Source organism: Streptomyces sp. 1331.2, assembly GCF_900199205.1.
Lineage (GTDB): Bacteria > Actinomycetota > Actinomycetes > Streptomycetales > Streptomycetaceae > Kitasatospora.
In genome coordinates this window covers 5,611,682-5,633,794 of the sequence record NZ_OBMJ01000001.1, presented here as the reverse complement: position 1 = coordinate 5,633,794, position 22,113 = coordinate 5,611,682, and the positions used below count along the sequence as shown (strand labels likewise).

22 protein-coding genes and 1 pseudogene are annotated in these 22,113 nt (G+C 71.5%); 8 read left to right on the top strand and 15 right to left on the bottom strand.

The window, feature by feature from the left end:
• Nucleotides 1-6: 6 nt before the first annotated feature.
• The 4 genes from CRP52_RS38955 to hisD are packed head-to-tail and all read right to left on the bottom strand — an operon-like array spanning nt 7 to nt 3,178.
• Nucleotides 7-159, bottom strand: coding sequence for a hypothetical protein (locus CRP52_RS38955; RefSeq protein WP_030062235.1), 153 nt, complete (start codon nt 157-159; stop codon nt 7-9).
• Entirely contained in the window at nt 156-749 is a 594-nt protein-coding gene (gene hisB, locus CRP52_RS24260; protein ID WP_097238320.1) for an imidazoleglycerol-phosphate dehydratase HisB, read from the bottom strand. Before hisB ends, CRP52_RS38955 begins: the two co-directional genes overlap by 4 nt.
• A gap of 6 nt (nt 750-755) precedes the next feature.
• On the bottom strand, nt 756-1,874 hold the full coding sequence (locus tag CRP52_RS24255) for a histidinol-phosphate transaminase (protein ID WP_097238319.1): 1,119 nt from the start codon (nt 1,872-1,874) through the stop codon (nt 756-758).
• A complete protein-coding gene (gene hisD / locus CRP52_RS24250; RefSeq protein WP_097238318.1) occupies nt 1,871-3,178 on the bottom strand; it encodes a histidinol dehydrogenase in 1,308 nt (435 codons plus the stop codon). The genes CRP52_RS24255 and hisD overlap by 4 nt, the downstream gene beginning before the upstream one ends.
• A 90-nt stretch (nt 3,179-3,268) precedes the next feature.
• On the opposite strand from hisD, the gene CRP52_RS24245 reads away from it, so the two are divergent.
• From CRP52_RS24245 to ybaK, 3 genes are all read left to right on the top strand, one after another.
• Nucleotides 3,269-4,849 (top strand): oxidoreductase, encoded by a 1,581-nt coding sequence (locus CRP52_RS24245; protein ID WP_097238317.1) that lies wholly within the window; start codon nt 3,269-3,271, stop codon nt 4,847-4,849.
• A 72-nt stretch (nt 4,850-4,921) separates the two neighbouring features.
• The gene (locus CRP52_RS24240) at nt 4,922-5,659 is read left to right on the top strand and encodes an LON peptidase substrate-binding domain-containing protein (protein ID WP_179853074.1); all 738 of its coding nucleotides are present in this window, start codon (nt 4,922-4,924) and stop codon (nt 5,657-5,659) included.
• 87 nt (nt 5,660-5,746) lie between these two features.
• Nucleotides 5,747-6,241: a Cys-tRNA(Pro) deacylase gene (ybaK, locus tag CRP52_RS24235; RefSeq protein ID WP_097238315.1), complete on the top strand. Its 495-nt coding sequence runs from the start codon at nt 5,747-5,749 to the stop codon at nt 6,239-6,241.
• Nucleotides 6,242-6,363: 122 nt separating this feature from the next.
• Here the strand turns inward: ybaK and CRP52_RS24230 are convergent, their stop codons facing one another.
• The 6 genes from CRP52_RS24230 to CRP52_RS24205 form a co-directional block, all read right to left on the bottom strand.
• Nucleotides 6,364-7,053: a hypothetical protein gene (locus CRP52_RS24230; protein WP_179852907.1), complete on the bottom strand. Its 690-nt coding sequence runs from the start codon at nt 7,051-7,053 to the stop codon at nt 6,364-6,366.
• A gap of 176 nt (nt 7,054-7,229) precedes the next feature.
• Complete coding sequence (locus CRP52_RS24225) at nt 7,230-8,039, bottom strand: ABC transporter permease (RefSeq protein ID WP_097238314.1); 810 nt, start codon at nt 8,037-8,039, stop codon at nt 7,230-7,232.
• A complete protein-coding gene (locus CRP52_RS24220) occupies nt 8,036-9,034 on the bottom strand; it encodes an ABC transporter ATP-binding protein (protein WP_097238313.1) in 999 nt (332 codons plus the stop codon). The genes CRP52_RS24225 and CRP52_RS24220 overlap by 4 nt, the downstream gene beginning before the upstream one ends.
• 106 nt (nt 9,035-9,140) lie before the next feature.
• On the bottom strand, nt 9,141-10,511 hold the full coding sequence (locus CRP52_RS24215; RefSeq protein WP_097238312.1) for an NYN domain-containing protein: 1,371 nt from the start codon (nt 10,509-10,511) through the stop codon (nt 9,141-9,143).
• 293 nt (nt 10,512-10,804) lie between these two features.
• Entirely contained in the window at nt 10,805-11,851 is a 1,047-nt protein-coding gene (locus tag CRP52_RS24210) for an aspartate-semialdehyde dehydrogenase (protein ID WP_097238311.1), read from the bottom strand.
• A gap of 113 nt (nt 11,852-11,964) precedes the next feature.
• A complete protein-coding gene (locus tag CRP52_RS24205; RefSeq protein WP_097238310.1) occupies nt 11,965-12,864 on the bottom strand; it encodes a dihydrodipicolinate synthase family protein in 900 nt (299 codons plus the stop codon).
• A gap of 72 nt (nt 12,865-12,936) precedes the next feature.
• Between CRP52_RS24205 and CRP52_RS24200 the strand changes: the two are divergent.
• Nucleotides 12,937-13,731: pseudogene (locus CRP52_RS24200) on the top strand (LysR family transcriptional regulator); the annotation flags it as partial.
• A gap of 332 nt (nt 13,732-14,063) precedes the next feature.
• Here CRP52_RS24200 and dnaE read toward each other — a convergent pair.
• The 5 genes from dnaE to CRP52_RS24170 all read right to left on the bottom strand — a co-directional run bounded on the left by dnaE (nt 14,064) and on the right by CRP52_RS24170 (nt 20,288).
• Complete coding sequence (gene dnaE / locus CRP52_RS24195) at nt 14,064-17,597, bottom strand: DNA polymerase III subunit alpha (RefSeq protein ID WP_097238309.1); 3,534 nt, start codon at nt 17,595-17,597, stop codon at nt 14,064-14,066.
• Nucleotides 17,598-17,737: 140 nt separating this feature from the next.
• Nucleotides 17,738-18,214, bottom strand: coding sequence for a hypothetical protein (locus CRP52_RS24190; protein WP_097238308.1), 477 nt, complete (start codon nt 18,212-18,214; stop codon nt 17,738-17,740).
• Nucleotides 18,215-18,231: 17 nt separating this feature from the next.
• On the bottom strand, nt 18,232-19,185 hold the full coding sequence (locus CRP52_RS24185) for an IS481 family transposase (RefSeq protein WP_097238307.1): 954 nt from the start codon (nt 19,183-19,185) through the stop codon (nt 18,232-18,234).
• A gap of 483 nt (nt 19,186-19,668) precedes the next feature.
• Complete coding sequence (locus tag CRP52_RS24175; protein WP_097238305.1) at nt 19,669-19,923, bottom strand: hypothetical protein; 255 nt, start codon at nt 19,921-19,923, stop codon at nt 19,669-19,671.
• Entirely contained in the window at nt 19,923-20,288 is a 366-nt protein-coding gene (locus CRP52_RS24170; RefSeq protein WP_121175317.1) for an ATP-binding protein, read from the bottom strand. The genes CRP52_RS24175 and CRP52_RS24170 overlap by 1 nt, the downstream gene beginning before the upstream one ends.
• Before the next feature lie 76 nt (nt 20,289-20,364).
• Here CRP52_RS24170 and CRP52_RS24165 point away from each other — a divergent pair, with 76 nt between their 5' ends.
• The 4 genes from CRP52_RS24165 (at nt 20,365) to CRP52_RS24150 (ending at nt 22,109) form a co-directional block, all read left to right on the top strand.
• Nucleotides 20,365-21,390, top strand: coding sequence for a helix-turn-helix domain-containing protein (locus CRP52_RS24165; protein WP_097238303.1), 1,026 nt, complete (start codon nt 20,365-20,367; stop codon nt 21,388-21,390).
• Nucleotides 21,391-21,400: 10 nt separating this feature from the next.
• On the top strand, nt 21,401-21,592 hold the full coding sequence (locus tag CRP52_RS24160) for a DUF397 domain-containing protein (protein WP_097238302.1): 192 nt from the start codon (nt 21,401-21,403) through the stop codon (nt 21,590-21,592).
• Between the two features lie 68 nt (nt 21,593-21,660).
• Nucleotides 21,661-21,852 (top strand): DUF397 domain-containing protein, encoded by a 192-nt coding sequence (locus CRP52_RS24155; RefSeq protein ID WP_097238301.1) that lies wholly within the window; start codon nt 21,661-21,663, stop codon nt 21,850-21,852.
• Between the two features lie 65 nt (nt 21,853-21,917).
• A complete protein-coding gene (locus CRP52_RS24150; RefSeq protein WP_097238300.1) occupies nt 21,918-22,109 on the top strand; it encodes a DUF397 domain-containing protein in 192 nt (63 codons plus the stop codon).
• Nucleotides 22,110-22,113 lie beyond the last annotated feature (4 nt).

The window sequence follows — 22,113 nt, the reverse complement described above, 5'->3', positions numbered from 1 at the left end:
CGGGCTTCACAGGCGCATGAGGCCCGAGGCCAGGCACATCACGGAGCCGAAGGCCAGCACCAGGATGACGCTCTTCGAGTGCTTCTGCTTCCAGAAGGAGATCACCCCGCCGGCCAGGAAGAGGCCGACGAAGATGAGGATCATCGCGGTGTTGTTCACAGCGCACCCTTGGTCGAGGGGAGGATGCCGGCCGCGCGCGGGTCGCGCTCGGAGGCGTAGCGCAGCGCCCGGGCGAGCGCCTTGAACTGGCACTCCACGATGTGGTGGGCGTTGCGCCCGTACGGCACGTGGACGTGCAGGGCGATCTGCGCCTGGGCCACGAAGGACTCCAGGATGTGCCGGGTCATCGTGGTGTCGTAGCTGCCGATCATCGGCGCCATGTTCTCGGGCTCGGTGTGCACCAGGTAGGGCCGGCCGGAGAGGTCCACGGTGACCTGGGCGAGCGACTCGTCCAGCGGCACCGTGCAGTTGCCGAAGCGGAAGATGCCGACCTTGTCGCCGAGGGCCTGCTTGAAGGCGGCGCCGAGCGCGAGGGCGGTGTCCTCGATGGTGTGGTGGGTGTCGATGTGCAGGTCGCCGTCGGTCTTGACGGTGAGGTCGAACAGACCGTGCCGGCCGAGCTGGTCGAGCATGTGGTCGTAGAATCCGACGCCCGTGGAGATGTCGGTCTTGCCGGTGCCGTCGAGGTCTATCTCGACCAGGACGGAGGTCTCCTTGGTGGTGCGCTCGACGCGTCCGATGCGGGACATGGGGGGTTAGAGCTCCTTGATCACTGTACGGACGGCGTCCAGGAAGGCGTCGTTCTCGGCGGGGGTGCCGGCGGTGACGCGCAGCCACCCGGGCACGCCGTTGTCCCGGACCAGGACGCCCTGGTCGAGGATGGCCTGCCAGACGGCGTGGGTGTCGGCGAAGCGGCCGAACTGGACGAAGTTGGCGTCCGAGTCGGTGACCTCCAGGCCGAGTCCGCGCAGCGCCTCGACCAGCCGGTCGCGCTCCTCCTTGAGCCGGCCGACGTACCCGAGGAGGGTGTCGGTGTGCTCCAGGCAGGCCAGCGCGGTGGCCTGGGTGACGGCGGACAGGTGGTACGGCAGGCGCACCAGCTGGACGGCGTCCACCACGGCCCGGTCGGCGGCCAGGTAGCCCAGGCGCAGCCCGGCGGCGCCGAAGGCCTTGGACATGGTGCGGCTGACCACCAGGTTGGGGCGGCCCTCGATCAGCGGCAGCAGCGAGGCGCGGTGCGAGAACTCGACGTACGCCTCGTCCACCACGACCAGGCTGGGCCGGGCGGCCTGGGCGGCCTCGTACAGCCGCAGCACGGTGTCGGCCGCGACCGCCGTCCCGGTCGGGTTGTTCGGCGAGCAGATGAACACCACGTTGGGCTTGTGCTCGGCGATGGCGGCGAGCGCGGCGTCGACGTCGATGGTGAAGTCGTCGTTGCGCGGGCCGGAGATCCAGGCGGTGCCGGTGCCGCGGGAGATCAGCGCGTGCATCGAGTACGAGGGCTCGAAGCCGAGCGCGCTGCGGCCGGGGCCGCCGAAGGTCTGGAGGAGCTGCTGGAGCACCTCGTTGGAGCCGTTGGCGGCCCACACCTGCTCGCGGACGACCGGGAAGCCGGTGGTGCGGGTGAGGTACGCCGCGAGCCCGGTGCGCAGCTCGACCGCGTCCCGGTCGGGGTAGCGGTTGAGGTTCCGGGCGGCCTCGGCGACGCGCTCGGCGATCCGGGCCACCAGCTCCTCGGGCAGCGGGTACGGGTTCTCGTTGGTGTTCAGCTGGACGGGGACGTCCAACTGCGGCGCGCCGTACGGGGACTGGCCGCGCAGCTCGTCCCGGATCGGAAGGTCGTCGATACGGGTCGTACGAGTCGGCTGAGTCACGATCCCGGCACCGTCCAGTCGAAGCGGGCCTTGATGGCGTCCCCGTGGCCGGGCAGGTCCTCCGCGTCGGCCAGGTTGACGACGTGCGCGGCGACGTCCGCCAGCGCGTCCCGGTCGTACTCGACCACCTGGACGCCGCGCAGGAAGGTCTGCACCGACAGTCCGGAGGAGTGGCAGGCGCAGCCGCCGGTGGGCAGCACGTGGTTGGAGCCGGCCGCGTAGTCGCCCAGCGAGACCGGGGTCCAGCGGCCGATGAAGATCGCGCCCGCGTTGACGACCCGGGCGGCGACCGCGTGCGGGTCGCGGGTCTGGATCTCCAGGTGCTCGGCCGCGTAGGCGTTGACCACGGCGAGGCCCTGGGTCAGGTCGTCGACCAGGATGATGCCGGACTGCTTGCCGCCCAGCGCCTCGGCGACCCGCTCGCTGTGCTTGGTCCTGGCGACCTGCACGGCCAGCTCGGCCTCGACGGCGTCGGCCAGCGCCGGGGAGTCGGTGACCAGCACCGAGCCGGAGGTCGGGCCGTGCTCGGCCTGGCTGATCAGGTCGGCGGCGACGTCACTCGGCAGCGCGCTGTCGTCGGCGAGGACGGCGATCTCGGTCGGGCCGGCCTCGGAGTCGATGCCGATCCGCCCGGCGAAGTAGCGCTTGGCGGCGGCCACGTAGATGTTGCCCGGGCCGGTGACCATGGTGACCGGCGCGCACTCCTCGGTGCCGAGGGCGAACATGGCGACCGCCTGGGCGCCGCCGACGGAGTAGACCTCGTCCACGCCGAGCAGCGCGCAGGCCGCCAGGATCGTCGGGTGCACCCGGCCGCCGAACTCCTTCTGCGGCGGCGAGGTGACCGCGATGCCGCGCACGCCCGCCTCCTGGGCCGGCACCACGTTCATCACGACGGAGGACGGGTAGACGGCCAGCCCGCCCGGCACGTACAGGCCGACCCGCTCGACCGGCACCCAGCGCTGGGTGACCGTGCCGCCCGGCACCACCTGGGTGGTGTGCCCGGTGCGGCGCTGGTCCGCGTGCACGGCGCGGGCCCGGCGGATCGACTCCTCCAGTGCGGCGCGCACCTTCGGGTCCAGCGTCTCCAGGGCCTCGGTCAGCTGCTCGGCCGGGACGCGGGTGGACTCCAGGCGGACGCCGTCGAAGCGCTCGGTGATCTCGATCAGCGCCTCGACGCCGCGATGGCGTACGTCCTCCGCGATCGGCCGCACCTTCTCCAGGGCGGCCGCCACGTCGAACTCGGCACGGGGCAGCAGGTCACGCGGGTCGTCCAGCGAGCCGCGGAGGTCGATTCGAGAGATCACGCCACCCAGTGTAAGGAGTGGCCGGAATCGCTGGTCCCGCATTTCAGTCCGTGATACGAAAGGCGAGACGACCGGGGGACGGGGGAAACCATGGCGGAGCGTGCTCCGGAGGGCTGGACGGATACCGAGCGTGAGCTCTGGGAGGCCTACCGCCAGGGGGAGATCCTGGACCGCCGCAGCGGCGAGCAGGACACCGACGACGCCTTCGGCAGCGCCGTCTGGGGCCCCGACCGCACCGTCCGCGCCGAGGTGCTGGCCCAGCTGCTGCTGGCCGGCCCCCGGCCCGCCCCCGGGCGGGTCGCCTCGCTGCGGATGAGCGGGGTGCTGGTCACCGGCGCGCTCAACCTGGCCGGCGGCGCCATCGGCGACTACGTCGAACTCCACGACTGCCGCTTCGAGCACAAGATCCTGATCTCCGAGGCGGCGGCCTCCACGCTGCGCTTCGTGAACTGCCTGATCCCCCGCCTGGAGGCCTCCCGGCTCACCACCACCGGCGACCTCCACCTGGCCCGCTGCCGCGTCCCGGACGGCATGCGGCTCACCGACGCCCGGATCGGCACCGACCTGCTGCTCAACCAGACCGCCGTCGGCGGCGACCGCCACGGCCGCGCCGTCTCCGCCGACGGGATCACCGTCAACCAGGACTTCGAGGCCGAACGCCTGGAGACCCGGGGCGAGTTGAGCATACGCACCGCCCGGATAGGCGGCCGGCTCTCGCTGCGCGGCGCCCAGCTGCACGCCGACCGGGCGCACAACCGCACCTGCCTCAACGCCGTCCGGGTCACCGTCGGCCACACCCTCTACCTGACCGGCTCCGCCGACCAGGGCTGGGCCGGCTCCCGCGGCTACTACGGCTCCGGCTACGGCGAGTACGCCGCGCCGGACGGCCCCGTCACCCCCTTCCGGGCCTTCGGCCGGGTGCGGCTGTCCGACAGCCGCTTCGACGGCGCCTGCCTGATCTCCGGCGAGTTCCACCTGGAGGATGACGACGAGGTCTCGCTGCGCCGCATCCACACCCCCGAACTGCGCTTCACCTGCAAGTACCGCCCCACCGGCACCGTCGCGCTGACCCGCGCCCGGGTCGGCAACCTGGTCGACACCCCGGACGCCTGGCCGCAGGGCAAGCACCTGGGCCTCACCGGCTTCGTGTACGAGAACCTGCGCCCCGTCGAGGCCTTCGGCGTCCGGGAGCGGATCGCCTGGCTGGAGGGCTCCTCGGTCGACTTCCAGCCCGAGTCCTACGAGCAGCTGGCCGCCGCCCTGCGCCGCGACGGCGCCGACGACGACGCCCGCGAGGTGCTGTACGCCAAGCAGCGCCGGCGCCGCCGGACCCTGCCGCTGCCCGCCCGGATCTGGGGCGCCGTCCAGGACGCCAGCGTCGGCTACGGCTACCGCCCGGGCCGGGCAGGCCTGTGGCTGCTGCTCGCCTGGATGCTCGGCAGCCTCTGGTTCGCCACCCACCCGCTGGACCCGCTCAAGGCCGACGAGCGCCCGCACTGGAGCCCGGTGCTGTACACCCTCAACCAGCTGCTGCCGATCGTGGACCTCAACCAGGGCGGCTGGAACCCGGGCGGCCTCTCCCAGTGGATCTCCGCCTCCCTGGTGGTCATCGGCTGGCTGCTCGCCTCCACCGTCGTCGCCGGCGCCACCCGCATGCTCCAGCGCGGGTGAGCCGGTCGGGATCCGGGTCGTGACCGTTCGGCCCGTTATCCGCGCGACAAGGCCCCCGTCCGGGGAACTACGCTGTCCGCCGTGACAGAACGGCTGCCGCTCTTCCCGCTGAACACCGTGCTCTACCCGGGCCTGGTGATGCCCCTGAACGTCTTCGAGGAGCGCTACCGCCGTCTCGTCGCCGATCTGCTCGAACAGTCCGAGGACGCCCCGCGGCGCTTCGGCGTGCTCGCGATCAAGGACGGCCGCGAGGTCGCCCCGGTCCGGCCCGAGGAGGGCCCGGCCGGGCCGCTGGACGGCCTCGGCACCGCCACCGGCGACCCACTCGAAGCGCTCTTCCCCATCGGCTGCATCGCCGACGTCGCGTCGGTCCAGCACCAGCCGGACGGCCGCTACGAGCTCCTGGTCACCGGCACCACCCGGTTCCGGCTCCGCTCGGTGGACACCTCCGGCCCGTACCTGACCGGCGAGATCGAGCCGATCGAGGAGCAGCCCGGCGAGGGCTCCGGCGCCCTGGCCGCCGAGGTCGAGCGGGCGTTCCGGGTCTACCAGAAGCGCCTCGCCGGCGCCCGCGAGGCGAGCACGGTCGGCCGCCAGGAGCTGCCCGACGACCCGCAGGTGCTCTCCTACCTGGTCGCCGCCGCTTCGGTGTTCGAGACCCCGCTCAAGCAGCAGTTGCTCGCCGCCCCGGACACCGCCCAGCGCCTGCGCACCGAACTCGACCTGCTGCGCCGCGAGACCGCCGTGCTCACCTGGCTCCCCTCGCTGCCGGCCGTCGACCTCACCCGCCAGTCCTTCAGCCCCAACTGAACAGCCCCGACCGAACAGCCCCGATCGAACAGCCCCGGCACAGCCCCGAAACAGCCCGGACCGCCCCAGGAGCCCGAGGACCCCCGCATGGCCAAGAAGACCAAGAAGGGCGGCCAGGGCACGCCCGCCACCGTCGCCCTGGAGACCGCCGCCGTCGCCTTCACCGTGCACGCCTACGACCACGACCCGGCGGCCGCCTCCTACGGCGGCGAGGCGGCCGAGGCCCTGGGCGTGGCCGCGGAGCGGGTCTTCAAGACCCTGGTCGCCGACGTGGACGGCACCCTCACCGTCGGCGTCGTCCCGGTCGCCGGACAGCTCGACCTCAAGGCCCTGGCAGCCGCCGTCGGCGGCAAGCGCGCCACCATGGCCGACCCGGCCGCCGCCGAACGCAGCAGCGGCTACGTCCGCGGCGGCATCTCGCCCCTGGGCCAGCGCCGCCCCCTGCGTACCGTCATCGATGCGAGCGCCCTGACCCACCCCACCGTCTACGTCTCGGCCGGCCGCCGCGGCCTGGAGGTCGAACTCTCCCCCACCGACCTCATCACCCTCACCCGGGGCCACACCGCCCCCATCGCCCGCTGACCCCACGTTCCTCGGGTCAGCGGAGTCCCCGGGGTCAGCGGAGTCCCCCCGGGGTCAGCGGAGTCCTCAGGCGCGCGCGGAACTGCGCGAAGCCGAAGGCCCCCGCCCGCCCCCGCCCCTGCTCAGTGCCCGCTACCGCCTTCCGGCCCCGGCCCCGGCTCGACCTGCGGCCCCACCGGAGCCTGCCCCGCCGGCACGCCCCAGTACGGCGGCGGGTCCTCCTCCCGCTTCCCGAACGCCGCCGACACGGCCAGCAGCACCACCATCGCCGCCATCGGCCACACCAGCAGCGCGCCCAGCGCCCCCAGGTCGATGCTCGCGTCGAAGTGCCCGCCGTTGCCGACCCGCCGGGCCTCGCCGATCAGGTCGTTGCTCGGCCCGAGCCAGCGCCCGATCCGCCAGGCGCCCATCGACCCGAGCAGCCCGCCGACGGCCAGCCCCAGGGCGACGGCGATCCCGCCGCCGCGGCGCCGGGTCACCAGGAAGGCGCCGAGCGCGGTCAGGATCCCGGCGCCCAGGCCGATGAGCACGAACACCGCGTCGGCCCCGGCCCGCTGCTCGCCCTCGGGGTCGACGTAGAGGATCCGGTCCCCGTCCACCACCAGCGGCACCTTCGGCGCCAGCCAGGCCCACAGCCCGGCCATCACCAGTCCGACCAGCAGGCAGGCGAGGACCACGCCCGCCCCGAGCCGTACCTCCGGCAGCAGTCGCTGCGCCAGTGAGGTCCCCTGCCCCTCCGACCCGTCCGACGCGACGGGCGCGACGGGTGCGTCGGGCCCCAGCCCCTGCGGAGCCGCATACGGGTCGGACACGGGCGTGGCGTCCGGTCCCGCCTGCACATCGGTGTGGGCGGGATCCGGAGGTGTGTTCGGTACGGTCACAGGCCCCATCGTTTCACGACCGCCCTCGGAACGACCCCACCACCCGGACAGCCCCCACCACCCGGACGGCCCCCGCCGCTCACCGGGCCTCATCGCCCACCGGGCCCCTACCGCGCGACCGCCCGCCGGTACGCCCAGGTGGCCACCGTCAGCGAGACCACGCCCACTCCTGCGCAGACCCCCAGGTCGGCGAACACCATCGCCCAGTCCGGGTCCGGCGCGAAGGTCCGCGCGAAGGCCTCCACCCCGTACGTGGAGGGCAGCAGGTCCCGCAGCCACTGCACCGGCTGCGGCAGGTGGTCCACCGGCAGCACGCCGAGCAGCAGCGCGGCCGACATCCCGAGCTGCCCGAGCATCGTGGCGATCTCCTGCCGCGGCGCCAACAGCCCGCAGGCCGCCCCCAGCCCCGACAGCGCGGCCCCGGCCAGCGGCACGACCGCCAGCAGCACCCACAGCTGCCCGAGCGGCAGCCCGAACATCACCGCCCCGAGAGCAGCCGTGAGGACGGTCCCGGGCAGGGTGAAGGAGGCGTACGCGGCGGCCGCGCCCAGCACCACCGAGGCGGGCGGCACGGGCAGCGTGGCGTAGTGGTCGAGGCCGCCGGTGGCCCGCAGCTTCCCGAAGTACTGGGCGAGCAGGTTCAGCGCGACGAACGCGACCACCAGCACGCTCGACCCGGCGACCACCGACCGCGCCGCCGTGGACTGCCCGGCGTCCACGACGCCCCGCATCATCACCAGGATGCCGACGGACTGGAAGGTGGCGACGAACAGCAACGGGATCCGCGCGACCCGCGCCCGGGCGAGCTGCGCCCGGTACACGGCGGCGAGGGCCGGCAGCAGCCGGGCCGCGGGGGCGAGCGGGGCGGGCCCGGCCGTGGTCGGTTCGGTCCGGGGCGGCGCCGAGAGCAGGGTCACTTGGCGAGTCCTCCGTGGCGGCCGCCCAGCTTGAGGTAGACGTCCTCAAGGCTCGGGGTGGCGAGGGTGAAGTCGTCGAGCGCGGCGAAGGCCGGGCCGGTGGTGACGGCGGCGACGAGTTCGCGGGCCTGCTCGGGGGTGGTGCGGACGGTCCAGCGGCGCCCGGTGCACTCGGCCCGGTCGCGCAGGGCTGCGACGGCGGGCACGCCGACCGGCGCCTCGTCCCGCCAGACCAGGTCGAGCCGGACGTCCCCGTCCACCAGGGCCTTGAGCCCGCCGGGCGTGTCGCAGGCGATCACCCGGCCCTCGTCGATCACGGCGACCCGGTCGAGCACCGTCTCCGCCTCGATCACGTTGTGGGTGACCAGCAGCACGGTCGTCCCGCGCTCGGTGCGCCGCCGGTCGACGGCGCACCACACCGCCCGCCGGGCGACGGGGTCCATGCCGGTGGTCGGCTCGTCCAGGACGAGCAGCTGACGATCCCCGACCAGGGTGGCCGCGAAGCAAGCGAGCCGTCGCTGCCCGCCGGACAGCTTGGCGAGCGGCCGCTGTGCGATCGCGGTCAGCCCGAGTTCGTCCAGGACGTCGGCGGCCGCGCTGCGGGCCTGTGCCCGGCCGAGGCCGCGCAGCCGCCCGGTGGTCTCGGCGGCCAGCGCCACGGTGAGCTCGTCGAGGGCGGTGGACTCCTGCCCGAGGTAGCCGAGCAGTCGGGCGGCCCGGTCGGGGTGGCGCACGATGTCGTGGCCGAGCAGTTCGACGGAGCCCGCGTCGGGGCGCAGCAGTCCGGTGATCTGGCGGACCAGGGTCGACTTCCCGGCGCCGTTGGGCCCGAGCAGCCCGAAGATCTCGCCCTGTCGGACGGTGAGGCTGATCCCGTCGTTGGCCCGGATCTCGGTGGCGGCGGCGCCGCGCCCGCTGCGGTAGGTCCGGACGAGGTCGCGCACGGCGACGCACGGCGGGGTTTCCTCGGGTGCTGGCCCGGCCGTCTCACTCACGACCGAAGACTCTACGCGCTCATACGGGCGAACCGGACAAGGGGGCCTGACCAGCGGGAGCGGCGGCCGGCCGCACCCCACGTCCGGACGCGGCGCGGTCGTCGCCTCAGTCGTCCACGACCATCGATCCGCCCGGCACCTGCGCCGCCAGCTCCTTCCAGAACCCGGCCCGGATGGCGTAGCGGTCGTGCTCGTCGATCTGGTCGTCCTTGTGCGCGAGCAGCCCGAAGCGGGCGGCGTAGCGCAGCAGCTCGCCGTCGACGCGGTGCGGGATGCGCGGGTAGTCGGGCCACAGGACGGTGAGGCGTTCGGGATCGCCGATCCGCTCGCTCCAGCGGCGGGCGAAGACCTGCCCGACCTCGTGGGCGTCGCCGCCGATGGAGGTGATGTCCTCCTCACGGTCGGCCCAGCGCTGTTCGGCGGTGGTGAGCTGGGCGAGCGTGGGCAGGTTGTCGCCGGCGGTGACGGCGGGTTCGGGGGCGGGCCGGTCGACCCAGCCGCGGTCGGAGGACCAGCGCAGCACCGGCCCGGCCTGGGCGACGGCGCCGTTGGCGGCGTGGCCGTTGACGCCGCTTCCGTTGACGGCGTGCCCGTTGAGGCCGCTTCCGCTGGCGGCGTGCCCGTTGAGGCCGTGCCCGGTGGCCACCGGGGTGATCGGGGTGACCGAGGAGGGCCGCTCGGCCAGGTCCTTCGGCGTGGGGACGACCTTGAGCGCGGCCGCGGGCTGCGGCCGTCCGTCGGCGGGGGCGGTGTCGGCCGGGGCGGCGGCCGCCGGGCGGACGGTGGGCGGCACCCCGGCGGGCACCCCGTTCGGCACCCCGTTCGGGAGCGCCGCCGGCACCACGCTCGGCGCGGCCGGCGGGGCGGCGAGGATCTTGGCGATCTCCTGCCGGGCCCCGGCCCCGGGGGCGGGGAAGAGGTTGGCGGTGTCCCGCAGCGAGAAGGACCCCTCGATCCACTCGCGGTCCAGGACCCGCCGTTCGTCGGCCTCGCCGACCAGGTCCTCGGACTGGTTGAAGTCGCCGTCGGCGGCCTGCAGCGCCCACAGGTGGACGGCGACGCCGTGTTCCTTGGCGGTCATCATGCCGGGCAGCAGGTCGCCGTCCCCGGTGATCAGTACGACGTCGGCGCAGGCGCGGTTGCGGGCGAGTTCGGAGAGTTCGGCGTGCATCGCGGCGTCGACGCCCTTCTGCACCCAGCGCCCCTCGGCCCGGGTGAGCGCGCCGAGCCGTACGGTGACGCGGGGCAGGACGCGCAGCCGTCGGTGCTCGGGCATCGGGCGCCGGTCGGGCGCGGCGTCGAACCAGTAGATGCGCAGCAGTGGCAGCCCGGTCTCGGCCTCGGCGCGTTCGCGCAGCGCGGCGATCAGGGCCGTGTGGTCGACCGTGACCTTGGAGCGGGACGGGTCTCCGGCGAGCAGGCTGGCGGCGGCGCCCAGCAGGTATCCGGCGTCCACCAGGACGACACATCGGTCCATCGCGCACCTCTTCTCGCTTGCCCTCGGGATCAGTGGGTGGATCGATTCGGGGAGGGCGACACGCCCGCCGTCCGGGCGTGCCGAGGTGAGGGGCCCCCGTCGTCGCCCGATCGTTGGGTCACCTTTTACCCGGGGTTCGCCTGCCGAACCTTGCCGGATGTCCCGGTACCGCAACAGCCGCCCCAACGAACCGCAAAGGAACGCGAAGGCGGGCCCCGTTCAACGACGGAGCCCGCCCCTGGTCACGCAGCGGTACGACGGCCCTCGGGCCCTCGGACCGGGGCTCGGGTGCCTCAGCCCTTGAGCTCGGCGGCCACCAGCTCGGCCAGCTGGACGGCGTTGAGCGCGGCGCCCTTGCGCAGGTTGTCGTTCGAGACGAACAGCGACAGGCCGTTCTCCACGGTCTCGTCCACCCGGATGCGCCCGACGTAGCTCGGGTCCTGGCCGGCGGCCTGCAGCGGGGTGGGGATGTCGGACAGCTCGACGCCGGGGGCGCCGGACAGCAGCTCGACGGCACGCTCCGGGCTGATCGGGCGCTCGAAGCGGGCGTTGATCTGCAGCGAGTGGCCGGAGAAGACCGGGACACGCACGCAGGTGCCGGCGACCTTCAGGGCGGGAATGCCGAGGATCTTGCGGCTCTCGTGGCGGAGCTTCTGCTCCTCGTCGGTCTCGTTGGAGCCGTCCTCCACGATGGAGCCGGCCAGCGGCACCACGTTGAAGGCGATCGGGCGCTTGTACACCTTGGGCTCGGGGAACTCGACCGCGGAGCCGTCGTGGGCGAGGCCGGCGGCGCCGTCGATGACCTTGGCGGCCTGGTCCTGCAGCTCGGCGACGCCGGCGACGCCGCTGCCGGAGACGGCCTGGTAGGTGGAGACGACCAGCGCGGCCAGGCCGGCCTCCTCGTGCAGCGGGCGCAGCACGGGCATGGCGGCCATGGTGGTGCAGTTCGGGTTGGCGATGATGCCCTTGGGGCGGTCCGCGATGGCCTCCGGGTTGACCTCGGAGACGACCAGCGGGACCTCGGGGTCGCGGCGCCAGGCGGAGGAGTTGTCGATGACGACGGCACCGGCGGCGGCGACCTTGGGGGCCAGGGCCTTGGAGGTGGAGCCGCCGGCCGAGAAGATCACGATGTCCAGGCCGGTGTAGTCGGCCGTGGCCGCGTCCTCGACGGTGATCTCGGTGCCCTGCCAGGGCAGGGTGCGCCCGGCCGAACGTGCCGAGGCGAACAGTCGCAGCTGCTCCACCGGGCCGAGTCCACCAGGAAGTCCCGCGCGCTCCGCCAGGATCTCGCGAACCACGGCGCCGACCTGGCCAGTGGCACCGACAATGCCGATCTTCATTTCCGACTACTCCTCTGAATGGTCCTGTCTACAGCCGCACTCCGCCCATCATGCCTTGTCACGCGGGTGGTGCGACCTGGTATTCCACGGTGTGAGAGCGACGACGGACGAACCTAGTGGTCCAGACCATTCACCAGCGCCAGCGCAGCCCCCACCTCCGCCTCCCCCGCCGGCAGCAACGGCAACCGCACATCCGGCGTCGGAATCCGCCCCTGGGCGTGCAGCACGCCCTTGGTCACCGCCGGGTTCGGCGCCGTGAACGCCGCCAGCGCCAGCCGGGTCAGCCGGTGCCCGAGCGCCCGCGCCCGGTCCGCGTCCCCGGCCTGCCAGGCCTGCGCCAGCTCCACGAACCAGGCGGTGGCCAGCTGGGCGGAGGCGAGGATGCCCCCGGCCGCACCGAGCGCCAGCGCCGACGACAGGTAGGCGTCCTCGCCGGTGAGGAAGGCGAAGCCCTCGGGGGCGTCGGCCAGCAGTTCCACGCCCGCCTGGTCCAGCCCGCCGGTCGCGTACTTGACGCCCACCACCCCGTCGATCGCGGCGAGTTCGCGCAGCGCCGCGGCGGAGAGCTCCTGCCCGGTGCGGTACGGGATGTGGTAGACGAGCAGCGGCAGCGGGCTGCTCGCGGCCAGCGCCCGGAAGTGCGCGACCGTCCCCGCCTCGCCGGGCCGTACGAACGACGGGACGGTGACCAGCGCGGCCGCCGTGCTCGGCACCCGGGCGGCGAGCACGTCCAGCGCCTCGGCGGTCGCCCGGGTGTCGCCGCCGAAGGCGCCGACGATCAGCTGCGCCCCCCGCCCGGCGCAGGCGGCCGCCGCGACCTCCACCACCGCGTCCCGCTCCTCGGCCGTCAGCGCGGCCGGCTCCCCGGTGGTGCCGAGCGCGACCAGCCCGGCCGCACCGGCGTCCAGCGCCTCGTGCGCGATCTTCTCCAGCGCGTCCAGCGCGACCGTGCCGTCGGCGGCGAAGGGAGTGACCAGGGGGACGTAGATGCCCTTGAGTTCCGTGCGTTCCATGCCCACGATCCTGCGGTCGGCGGACCGGCCGGGTCCAGTTCACATTTCCGACGCTTCTCGTAAGCTGAGCCGATGCTCGACGTCCGACGCCTGCGCCTGCTGCGCGAACTCGCTCACCTCGGCACCATCGCGGCCGTCGCCGAGGCGCTGTCCTTCAGCCCTTCGGCGGTGTCCCAGCAGCTGTCCGTCCTGGAGAAGGAAGCCGGCGTCCCCCTGCTGGAACGCACAGGCCGGCGGGTCGCCCTCACCCCGGCCGGGCGCGGCCTGGTCCGGCACGCCGAGTCGGTGCTCGCCCTGCTGGAGCAGGCCGACGCCGAACTCGCCCACGCCAAACAGGGGTTGGCCGGCCCGCTGCGGATCGGCACCTACCCCTCGGCGGCCCGCGCGATCATCCCCGCCCTGCTCGCCGAACTGGCCGGCTGGCACCCGGGGCTGGAGCCGATGGTCACCGAGGTCGACCCGGCCGCCGTCGGCGCGGCGCTGCGCGCGGGCGAGCTGGACGTGGCCCTGGTGCACGAGTACGACCTCGTCCCGGCCGAGCCGGAGCCCGGCCTCGCGGTGACCCGCCCGGTCTTCACCGAGCCCATGTACCTGGCCGCCCGCGCACCGGGCACGATCGCGGAGCAGCGCGGCGAACCGTGGATCATGTCCCCGCCCGGCACGCTCTGCCACAGCATGACCGTCCGCGCCTGCGAGGCGGCGGGCTTCGCCCCCCGGATCCGGCACCAGATCGACGACTTCACCACCGTCCTGGCCCTGGTCGCCGCCGGGCAGGGCGTCGCCCTGATCCCCCACCTCGGCGCCACCCAGCCCCCGCCCGGCGTCGTCCTCACCCGCCTCCCCGTCTACCGCCGCACCCACGCCGCCTTCCGCGCGGGTGCCGGCTCCCACCCCGCCATCTCCGCCTTCGTCTCCGCCCTCCACACCGCCGTCCCCCGGCCCTCATCAACGGCATCCCCTGACCCCGCGCCCTCCTCCCCTCCCTCCCTCCCTCCGCGCCCGTTCTCCCTCCCCCGAACGAAAGTTCCCCGCGCCCTCCCCCTCCCCTCCCCTCCCTCCCCCCTCCCCTCCCCTCCCTCCGCGCCCGTTCTCCCCCTCCCAAACGAAAGTTCCCCGCGCCCGAAAGGGGCGCGGGGAACTGCGCGAAGCGGAAGGCCACTACCCGCACTCAGGCGTCAACAGCCCTCTCACACCACGAATCACACCGCCAGGCAGCTGGGCCCGAGCAACTGCTTCAGATCCCCGAACAGCGCCGGATCCGACTTCACCCGGTGCCGGTCCAACCGCAGCACCGTCGTCTTGTCGCGGCCCTCCAGCCGCACCCGCACCTCGGTCGTCCCCCGGTGGCTCCCCAGCACCTCGCCGAGCCGGGCGACCAGCGGCGGGGTGATCTTCCCGCTCGGGATGTTGATGGTGATCGGCGCTTCGGCGTGCGCGTTGGACAGGTCGGGAACGGACAGCTCCATCCCCATCAGCCGCGGCACGTCCTCCCGCTTGTCGAGCTTGCCCCGCACGAACACCACCGCGTCCTCGACCAGTTGCGAGGACACCAGCTGGTAGCTCGCCGGGAAGAACATGCAGTCGATCGAGCCGGCCAGGTCCTCCACGGTGGCGATGGCCCAGGCGTTGCCCTGCTTGGTCATCTTCCGCTGCAGGCCCGAGATGATGCCGCCGATGGTGACGATCGACCCGTCGGGCCGTTCCGCGAGGTCGGCGACCGCGCAGTCCGCCTTGTCGGCGAGCACGTGCTCGATGCCGTGCAGCGGGTGCGAGGAGACGTACAGGCCGAGCATCTCCCGTTCCTGGGTGAGCAGGAAGGACTTCTCCCACTCCTCCTCGGAGAAGACGACGTCGAGCCCGAAGCTGGGTTCGTCGGCTTCGGCGTCGCCGCCGAACAGGTCGAACTGCCCCTCGGCCTCCTTCCGCTTCACCCCCACCACGTTGTCGATCATCGGCTCGAACTGCGCGCTGAGTCCCTTGCGGGTGTGCCCGAGCGAGTCGAAGGCGCCGGCCTTGATCAGCGATTCGACGGTCCGCTTGTTGCAGACCACCGATTCGACCTTGTCGAGGAAGTCGGGGAAGGAGGAGAACTTCCCCTTGGTCTTCCGCGTCCGGATCATCGACTCGACGACCGGCCCGCCGACGTTGCGGATGGCGGTGAGCCCGAAGCGGACGGTGTCGTCACCGTGCGGGGTGAAGTCCGAGTCCGACTCGTTGACGTCCGGCGGCAGCACCTGGATGCCCATCTTGCGGCACTCGTTGAGGTAGACCGCGGACTTGTCCTTGTCGTCCTTGACGGAGGTGAGCAGGCCGGACATGTACTCGGCCGGGTAGTTGGCCTTGAGGTAGGCCGTCCAGTACGAGACCAGCCCGTACCCGGCGGTGTGGGCTTTGTTGAACGCGTAGCCGGAGAAGGGGACCAGGACGTCCCACACGGCCTGGATCGCCGCGTCGGAGTAGCCGCGCTCGCGGCAGCCCTTCTGGAAGGGGACGAACTCCGCTTCCAGGATCTCCTTCTTCTTCTTGCCCATCGCGCGGCGCAGCAGGTCTGCCTGGCCGAGCGAGTAGCCGGCGAGGATCTGGGCGGCCTTCTGCACCTGCTCCTGGTAGACGATCAGGCCGTAGGTGGGCCGCAGCACCTCCTCCAGGGGCTTCTCCAGCTCCGGGTGGATCGGGGTGATCTCCTGCTGGCCGTTCTTGCGGAGGGCGTAGTTCGTGTGGGAGTTGACGCCCATCGGGCCCGGCCGGTAGAGGGCGAGGACGGCCGAGATGTCTTCGAAGTTGTCGGGCTTCATCAGCCGCAGCAGCGAGCGCATGGGGCCGCCGTCGAGCTGGAAGACGCCGAGCGTGTCACCGCGCGCCAGCAGCTCGTAGGTCGGCTTGTCGTCCAGGGGCAGATCAAGCAGGTTGATCTTGATGCCCTTGTTCTTCTCGATCGCCTTGACGGCGTCGTCCATGATCGTCAGGTTGCGCAGGCCGAGGAAGTCCATCTTGAGGAGGCCGAGGCCTTCACAAGTCGGGTAGTCGAACTGCGTGATGGTGACGCCGTCGGTGTGCCGGGTCCAGACCGGGATGTGGTCGGTCAGCGGCTCGGCGGACATGATGACGCCGGCGGCGTGCACGCCGGGCTGGCGGATCAGGCCCTCGATGCCGCGCGCGGTGTCGATGACCTTCCGGACGTCCGGGTCGTTCTCGTACAGGCTGCGGATCTCGCCGGCCTCGCTGTAGCGCGGGTGGCTCGGATCCGTGATTCCGGAGAGCGGGATGCCCTTGCCCATGACGTCCGGCGGCATCGCCTTGGTGATCCGGTCGCCCATCGCGTAGGGGTAGCCGAGGACGCGCGAGGAGTCCTTGATGGCGGCCTTCGCCTTGATGGTGCCGTACGTGACGATCATGGCGACCTTGTCGGAGCCCCACTTCTCCGTCACGTAGCGGATCACGTCACCGCGCCGGCGCTCGTCGAAGTCGATGTCGACATCGGGCATGGAGATGCGCTCGGGGTTGAGGAAGCGCTCGAAGATCAGGCCGTGCGGGATCGGGTCGAGGTCGGTGATGCCCATCGCGTACGCGACCAGCGAGCCGGCCGCCGAACCACGGCCGGGGCCCACCGCGATGCCCTGGCTCTTGGCCCACATGATGAAGTCGGCGACCACGAGGAAGTACGCCGGGAACCCCATCTGGATGATGGTGTCCATCTCGTACTCGGCGAGCTTCTTGTGCTCCTCGTCGTACCCGTTCGGGAAGCGCCAGTCCATGCCCTCCCAGACCTTGGACTTGAAGAAGTCCGCCTCGGACTCGAAGCCCTCCGGGATGGGGAAGCGGGGCATGAGGTTCTTGAACTTGAACATGCCCTCGGTGTCGACGCGGGAGGCGACGAGGAGTTGGCTGTTGCGGCAGCCCTCCTGCCAGGCGTCCGAGGAGTCCAGCGCGTACATCTCGGCGGCGGACTTGATGTAGTAGCCGGTGCCGTCGAAGCGGAAGCGGTCCGGGTCGGAGAGGTTCTTGCCGGTCTGGACGCAGAGCAGCAGGTCGTGCGCGCCGGCGTCGGCCTCGGTGGTGTAGTGCGAGTCGTTGGTGACGACGGGGGGGATGTTCAGCTTCTTGCTGATCTCCAGCAGCCCGTCACGGACCCGCTTCTCGATGTCGAGGCCGTGGTCCATCAGCTCCAGGAAGTAGTTCTCCTTGCCGAAGATGTCCTGGTAGTCGGCGGCGGACTTCAGCGCCTCGTCGAACTGGCCGAGCCGCAGGCGGGTCTGCACCTCGCCGGAGGGGCAGCCGGTGGTGGCCATCAGGCCGCCGGACAGCTCGGAGATCAGCTCCTTGTCCATCCGGGGCCACTTCACCAGCCAGCCCTCGGCGTAGGAGCGCGAGGTCAGCTTGAAGAGGTTGTGCAGGCCCTCCTTGTTGCGGGCCCAGATGGTCTTGTGGGTGTACGCGCCGGACGCGGAGACGTCGTCCTTCTTCTGGTGCGGCTGGCCCCACAGGATGCGCTTCGTGTTGGAGCGGGACTCCGGGGCGACGTACGCCTCGATGCCGATGACGGGCGTGATGCCGGCGTCGGTGGCCTGCCGGTGGAACTCGGCGGCGCCGTACATGTTGCCGTGGTCGGTCATCGCCACATGGGTCTGGCCCAGGCGCTCGACCTCCTTGAACATCTGCTTCAGCCGGGCGGCACCGTCCAGCATCGAGTACTCGGTGTGGACGTGCAGATGCGCGAACGGCTGGTCGCTCAAGGCGGGGCCTCCGGGGGATCTGGTGCTGGTCTGGTGGGCCGGCGAACGTGCAGGTCACAGGGCGGAAAGGCCTGGAAATGGATGTGGCCCGGAACACCTCACGGGGTCCGGACCATCACTCACACGTTCACGCGTCTACCTTAGCCCCCTCGAACTGGTTTCCCCTCGGCGGGAGAGGTCGCCGAGCTCAGCCCGGCGAGTCGCGCGGCGGCGGCTTCCCTGACCTCTGGCGCCTCCAGCGGATCGTCCCGGAGGTACGCCAGGCGGTCCCGTACATGAGGGCGGTCGGGGGCGTATTCGGCCCCCAGCAGACGGGCTTGCGCCTCGCAGTCCCACAGTGACTCGGTGTACACCTCGGCCAGCCCGACGGGGTTGATCGCCGCCAGCGCTTCCAGATACGCGGGCCGCTCGTGAGAGTGCGGCGTGTAGAGCCAGAAGCGGCGCAGCAGCGAGGCGGCACCGGCGGCCTCGCTCCCGTACCGGGCCAGACCGCGAGCCAGCGCGGCCGGGCCGGACCAGGCCTGGTCCACCCAGTGCTGCTCCAGGGCGTCCAGCAGCTCGGGCAGCGGCCGGGGGTCGACGATCGGCTCCGGCGCGGTCTGGACCTCCGGGATCACCGCGCCGCCGGGCAGCGCTAGGTGTTCTGACCCGTGAGGTTGGGGATGCGGCTGGCGGGTGGCTTGCCTGCGAGTGCGGTGTGTCCGCGGTGGTGATTGTAGGTGTGGAGCCAGGCGGGGTAGGCATCGCGGCGTTCTTGCTCGGTTTGGTAGGGCCGTGCGTAGGCCCATTCGTCGAGCAGGGTGCGGTTGAAGCGTTCGACCTTGCCGTTGGTCTGCGGCCGGTAGGGCCGTGTGCGTTTGTGTGCGATGCCCTCGGCGGCGAGGGCATCGCACCAGGCGTGTGACTTGTAGCAGGCGCCGTTGTCGGTCATCACCCGCTGGACGGTGATCCCGGCCCGGGCGAAGAAGGCGTTCGCCCGGGCCCAGAATGCGGCGGCGGTCTCCTTGCGTTCGTCGGGCAGGATCTCGCTGTAGGCCAGGCGGGAGTGGTCGTCGACGGCGTTGTGGAGGTAGCTGTATCCGGTCCCGGAGCGGGTCCTGCGGCCGGCCTGGCGGCTGAGCACCCTGTGGCCGCCGCCGTGGGGAATGTTGCCGAGCTTCTTGATGTCGACGTGCACCAGCTCGCCGGGCGCGGAGTGCTCGTAGCGTCGGATGACGCGGCCGGTGGCGCGGTCGAGGTGGGTCAGGCGGGCGAGGCGGTAGCGGGTCAGGACCCGGTGCACGGTGGCCGGGTTGAGTCGCAGCAGGTAGGCGATGCGTGCCGGGCCCCAGCGTCGCAGGACGCGGACCTTGATGATCCGACGCTCGGTGCGGGTCGGGGTCCGGCGGGGGCTGTGGTGAGGGCGGCTGGAGCGGTCGCTCATGCCCGCCTCGCCGTGGGCGCGGTAGCGGTCGGCCCAGCGCTTGGCCGTGGTCGGTGAGACTTGGAAGCGTTCGGCGGCCCGCCGCAGCGGCCAGCCGTCCTCGACGACGCAGCGGGCCAGGCGCAGGCGTCCGGTCTCGGTCAACGGTGCATTAGAGTGCGGCATGAGGGCCTTTCTGGGAGCCGGTGCAGATGTCGCAATCCACACCGAGCCAGAAGGCCCTCACTCATTTCAAGATCACCTGACCGTGAGCCCCGTCACCAACCTCCGTGGTCAATACAGCTAGGTCCCGGACGAGCCGTGCGAGGTAGATCGACCGCTGGTCGAGCTGGGAATCCCACCGCCAGTCCCAGCGGAGGCACCCGTGGACAAGATCGGCGGCCGCAGCCGGATCCTCCGCAGCCATCTGGGCACCCAGGCCCCGGCCACGCTGAAGGAGCCCGGGGAGCGTCCCCGCCGGCGCGTACTCGTATCTCCGCTGTGCCATGACCCCCATCGTGCCCGCAGCCCCCGACGCACGTGCGGCGGGGGCTGGCGGGGGTCACGCGTCCTCGTCCTGCGGCGGCGGAGTCGCGCGGAGGGCGGTGACGACGCCCAGGGCGACGGTGGCGAACGCGAGGGCGAGGAGGACGGCGAAGGCGGCGGCGATCAGAAACCGCACGGGTCGTCGTTCCGGTCGGCGTCGAGGAGGAGGGTGAGGAGGTTCAGGAGGGTCGAGACCGGCGCCGTGTTGAACCGGACGAGGACGCGGCCGTCCAGGGTCTTGTCCGTGGTGGCGGAGGGCCAGAGCAGCCCGAACTTCTGCCCCCGCTCGTGGAGTTCGGCGAGCAAGGCGCGGACGTGGGCGTCGGAGAAGGACTGGACGCGCGGGTCGGTCGGCTTCATCGGGTAGCGGCGCTTCATCAGGCGGCGTCCTTCTGCAGCTCGAACCACACGGACTTGCCGCGCTCCTGGGCGTCGACACCCCACCGGTGCGTGAGCCCGGAGACAAGCTGGAGCCCCCGCCCCGCCTCCGCGAAGAGATCCGGCGTCCCGGGCGAGGGCGGGATCGGGCTCTCGTCCGCCACGGACACACGGAGGGTGTGGTCGATCGAGATGATCTGGATGATCGGCGCGGGCGTCCCCCCGTGCCGCCAGGCGTTCACGAGGAGTTCGACCAGCGCGAGCTGCGCGTCGAAGATCGTGGAGGGCTCCCACCCGACACGGGTCATGGTGTCGCGGAGGGACTGACGGGCGATGGCGAGCGAGGGCGTGTTGAGGTGACGCATGGGACTTCTCCCGAGGCGTGAGTGAGGGAAGAACCGGCGGAACACATGTCGCCGTGAGCCAGGCCAGGCAAAGGGCATGGCTGCTCTGCGGTGCTTGCTAGCAGGCGTTACTGACGATCCGTCGGATCGAGGTAACACTGACGATAGCCCATCGACGTCACATGTGATTCCAAGTTCAGATAACTTCACCCTCAAGTGGACCCCGCGCCAAGGAGCGCGGCAGACTTGGGCCACCTCGCCAAGGAAGGGACCAATGCCGCCACGACTCAGCCCGACGCTCCGTCAACGCCGTATCGGGACCGAGCTTCGGAAGATGCGCGAGGCCGCAGGGCTATCGACCGCCACCCTCAGCAGAGACCTCGGCATCGACAGGACTCAGGTCAGCCAAATAGAGGCGGCCAGGGTCGGCGTGAGCCCGGAACGACTCCGGTCCTTCGCTGCTGCCTGCAAGTGCATGAACGAGCCCCTGATCGACGCCCTGGAGTCCATGGTCCAGGACCGCTCCAAGGGCTGGTGGGAGCAGTACCGCGGCACCGTCCCGGAGGGCTTTATCGAAAACGCGGAGTTGGAGAAGACCTCCCGCGAGCTCATGCTCTGGGTCCTCACCCACATGCCTGGCCCGTGCCAGACGCTCAACTACGCTTCGGCGGTGTTCGGGCGGGTCTTCCCTCCACTTCCTCGGCACGAGCTGGAGGCACGCACCGCGTTCAGAATGCAGCGCAAGGCCGACCTGCGCCGCAATCCGAAGCCAGTGACGGCCTATATCTACGAATCGGCGCTATGGACTCGATTCGGCGGACCCCAGATCCTCAAGGAACAACTCGGTTCTCTACTGGAAGACTCCGAGCTGCCCTGGATGACCATCCGAGTCGTTCCATTCGACATCGAGACCTTCCCTGGCGCTGTCGAAAACCTCACCTACGCGTTCGGCGCCATCCCGGAACTTGATACCGTCGAGCAGGAGTCCTCCCGAGACTCCGTGCACCTCGATGCGATCAGCGAGCTGACCAGCTATCGATCCATCTTCGAGCGGACTGAATCGCTCGCGTTGAGTGAGAACGATTCCCGCGACTTCATCCGCAAGATCGCACGAGAGCTGTGAAAGGCCCACTGTGACCTACACCAACTGGCAGAAATCCACCTTCAGTGGGTCGACCGAGAACTGTGTGGAGGTCCGGACCATCAACGGCACGGTCGAACTCCGCGAATCCGACCAAGCCCACACCATCCTCCAGACCACCCCTGCCACCTTCGCCGCCCTCCTCCACGCCACCAAAGCGGGCGAATTCGACCACCACGCCTGACACTCCACGCCCCCTCGCTCCCACCGAGCGAGGGGGCACAACCACACCACACAACCGTGGAGCCCAAGATGTCCGACTCAAGGTGGCAGAAGTCCGGCTACAGCGGCGCGACCAACGAGTGTGTTGAGGTCCGGACCGTCAACGGCGCGGTCGAACTCCGCGAATCCGACCAAGGCGAAACCATCCTCCACACCACCCCTGCCACCTTCGCCGCCCTCCTCCACGCCACCAAAGCCGGCGAATTCGACCACCACGCCTAACACTTCGCCCCCTCGCCCTCACCAAGCGAGGGGGCGTACCATCGGCCCCAACCCAGGAGGTCAGCATGACTTACACCAAGTGGCAAAAGTCATCCTTCAGCAGCTCCGGAGAGATGTGCGTGGAGATCCGCACGGTCGACGAGGCAGTCGAACTCCGCGAATCCGACGAAGCCCACACCATCCTCCGCACCACCCCCGCCACCTTCGCCGCCCTCCTCCACGCCACCAAAGCCGGCGAATTCGACCACCACGCCTGACACT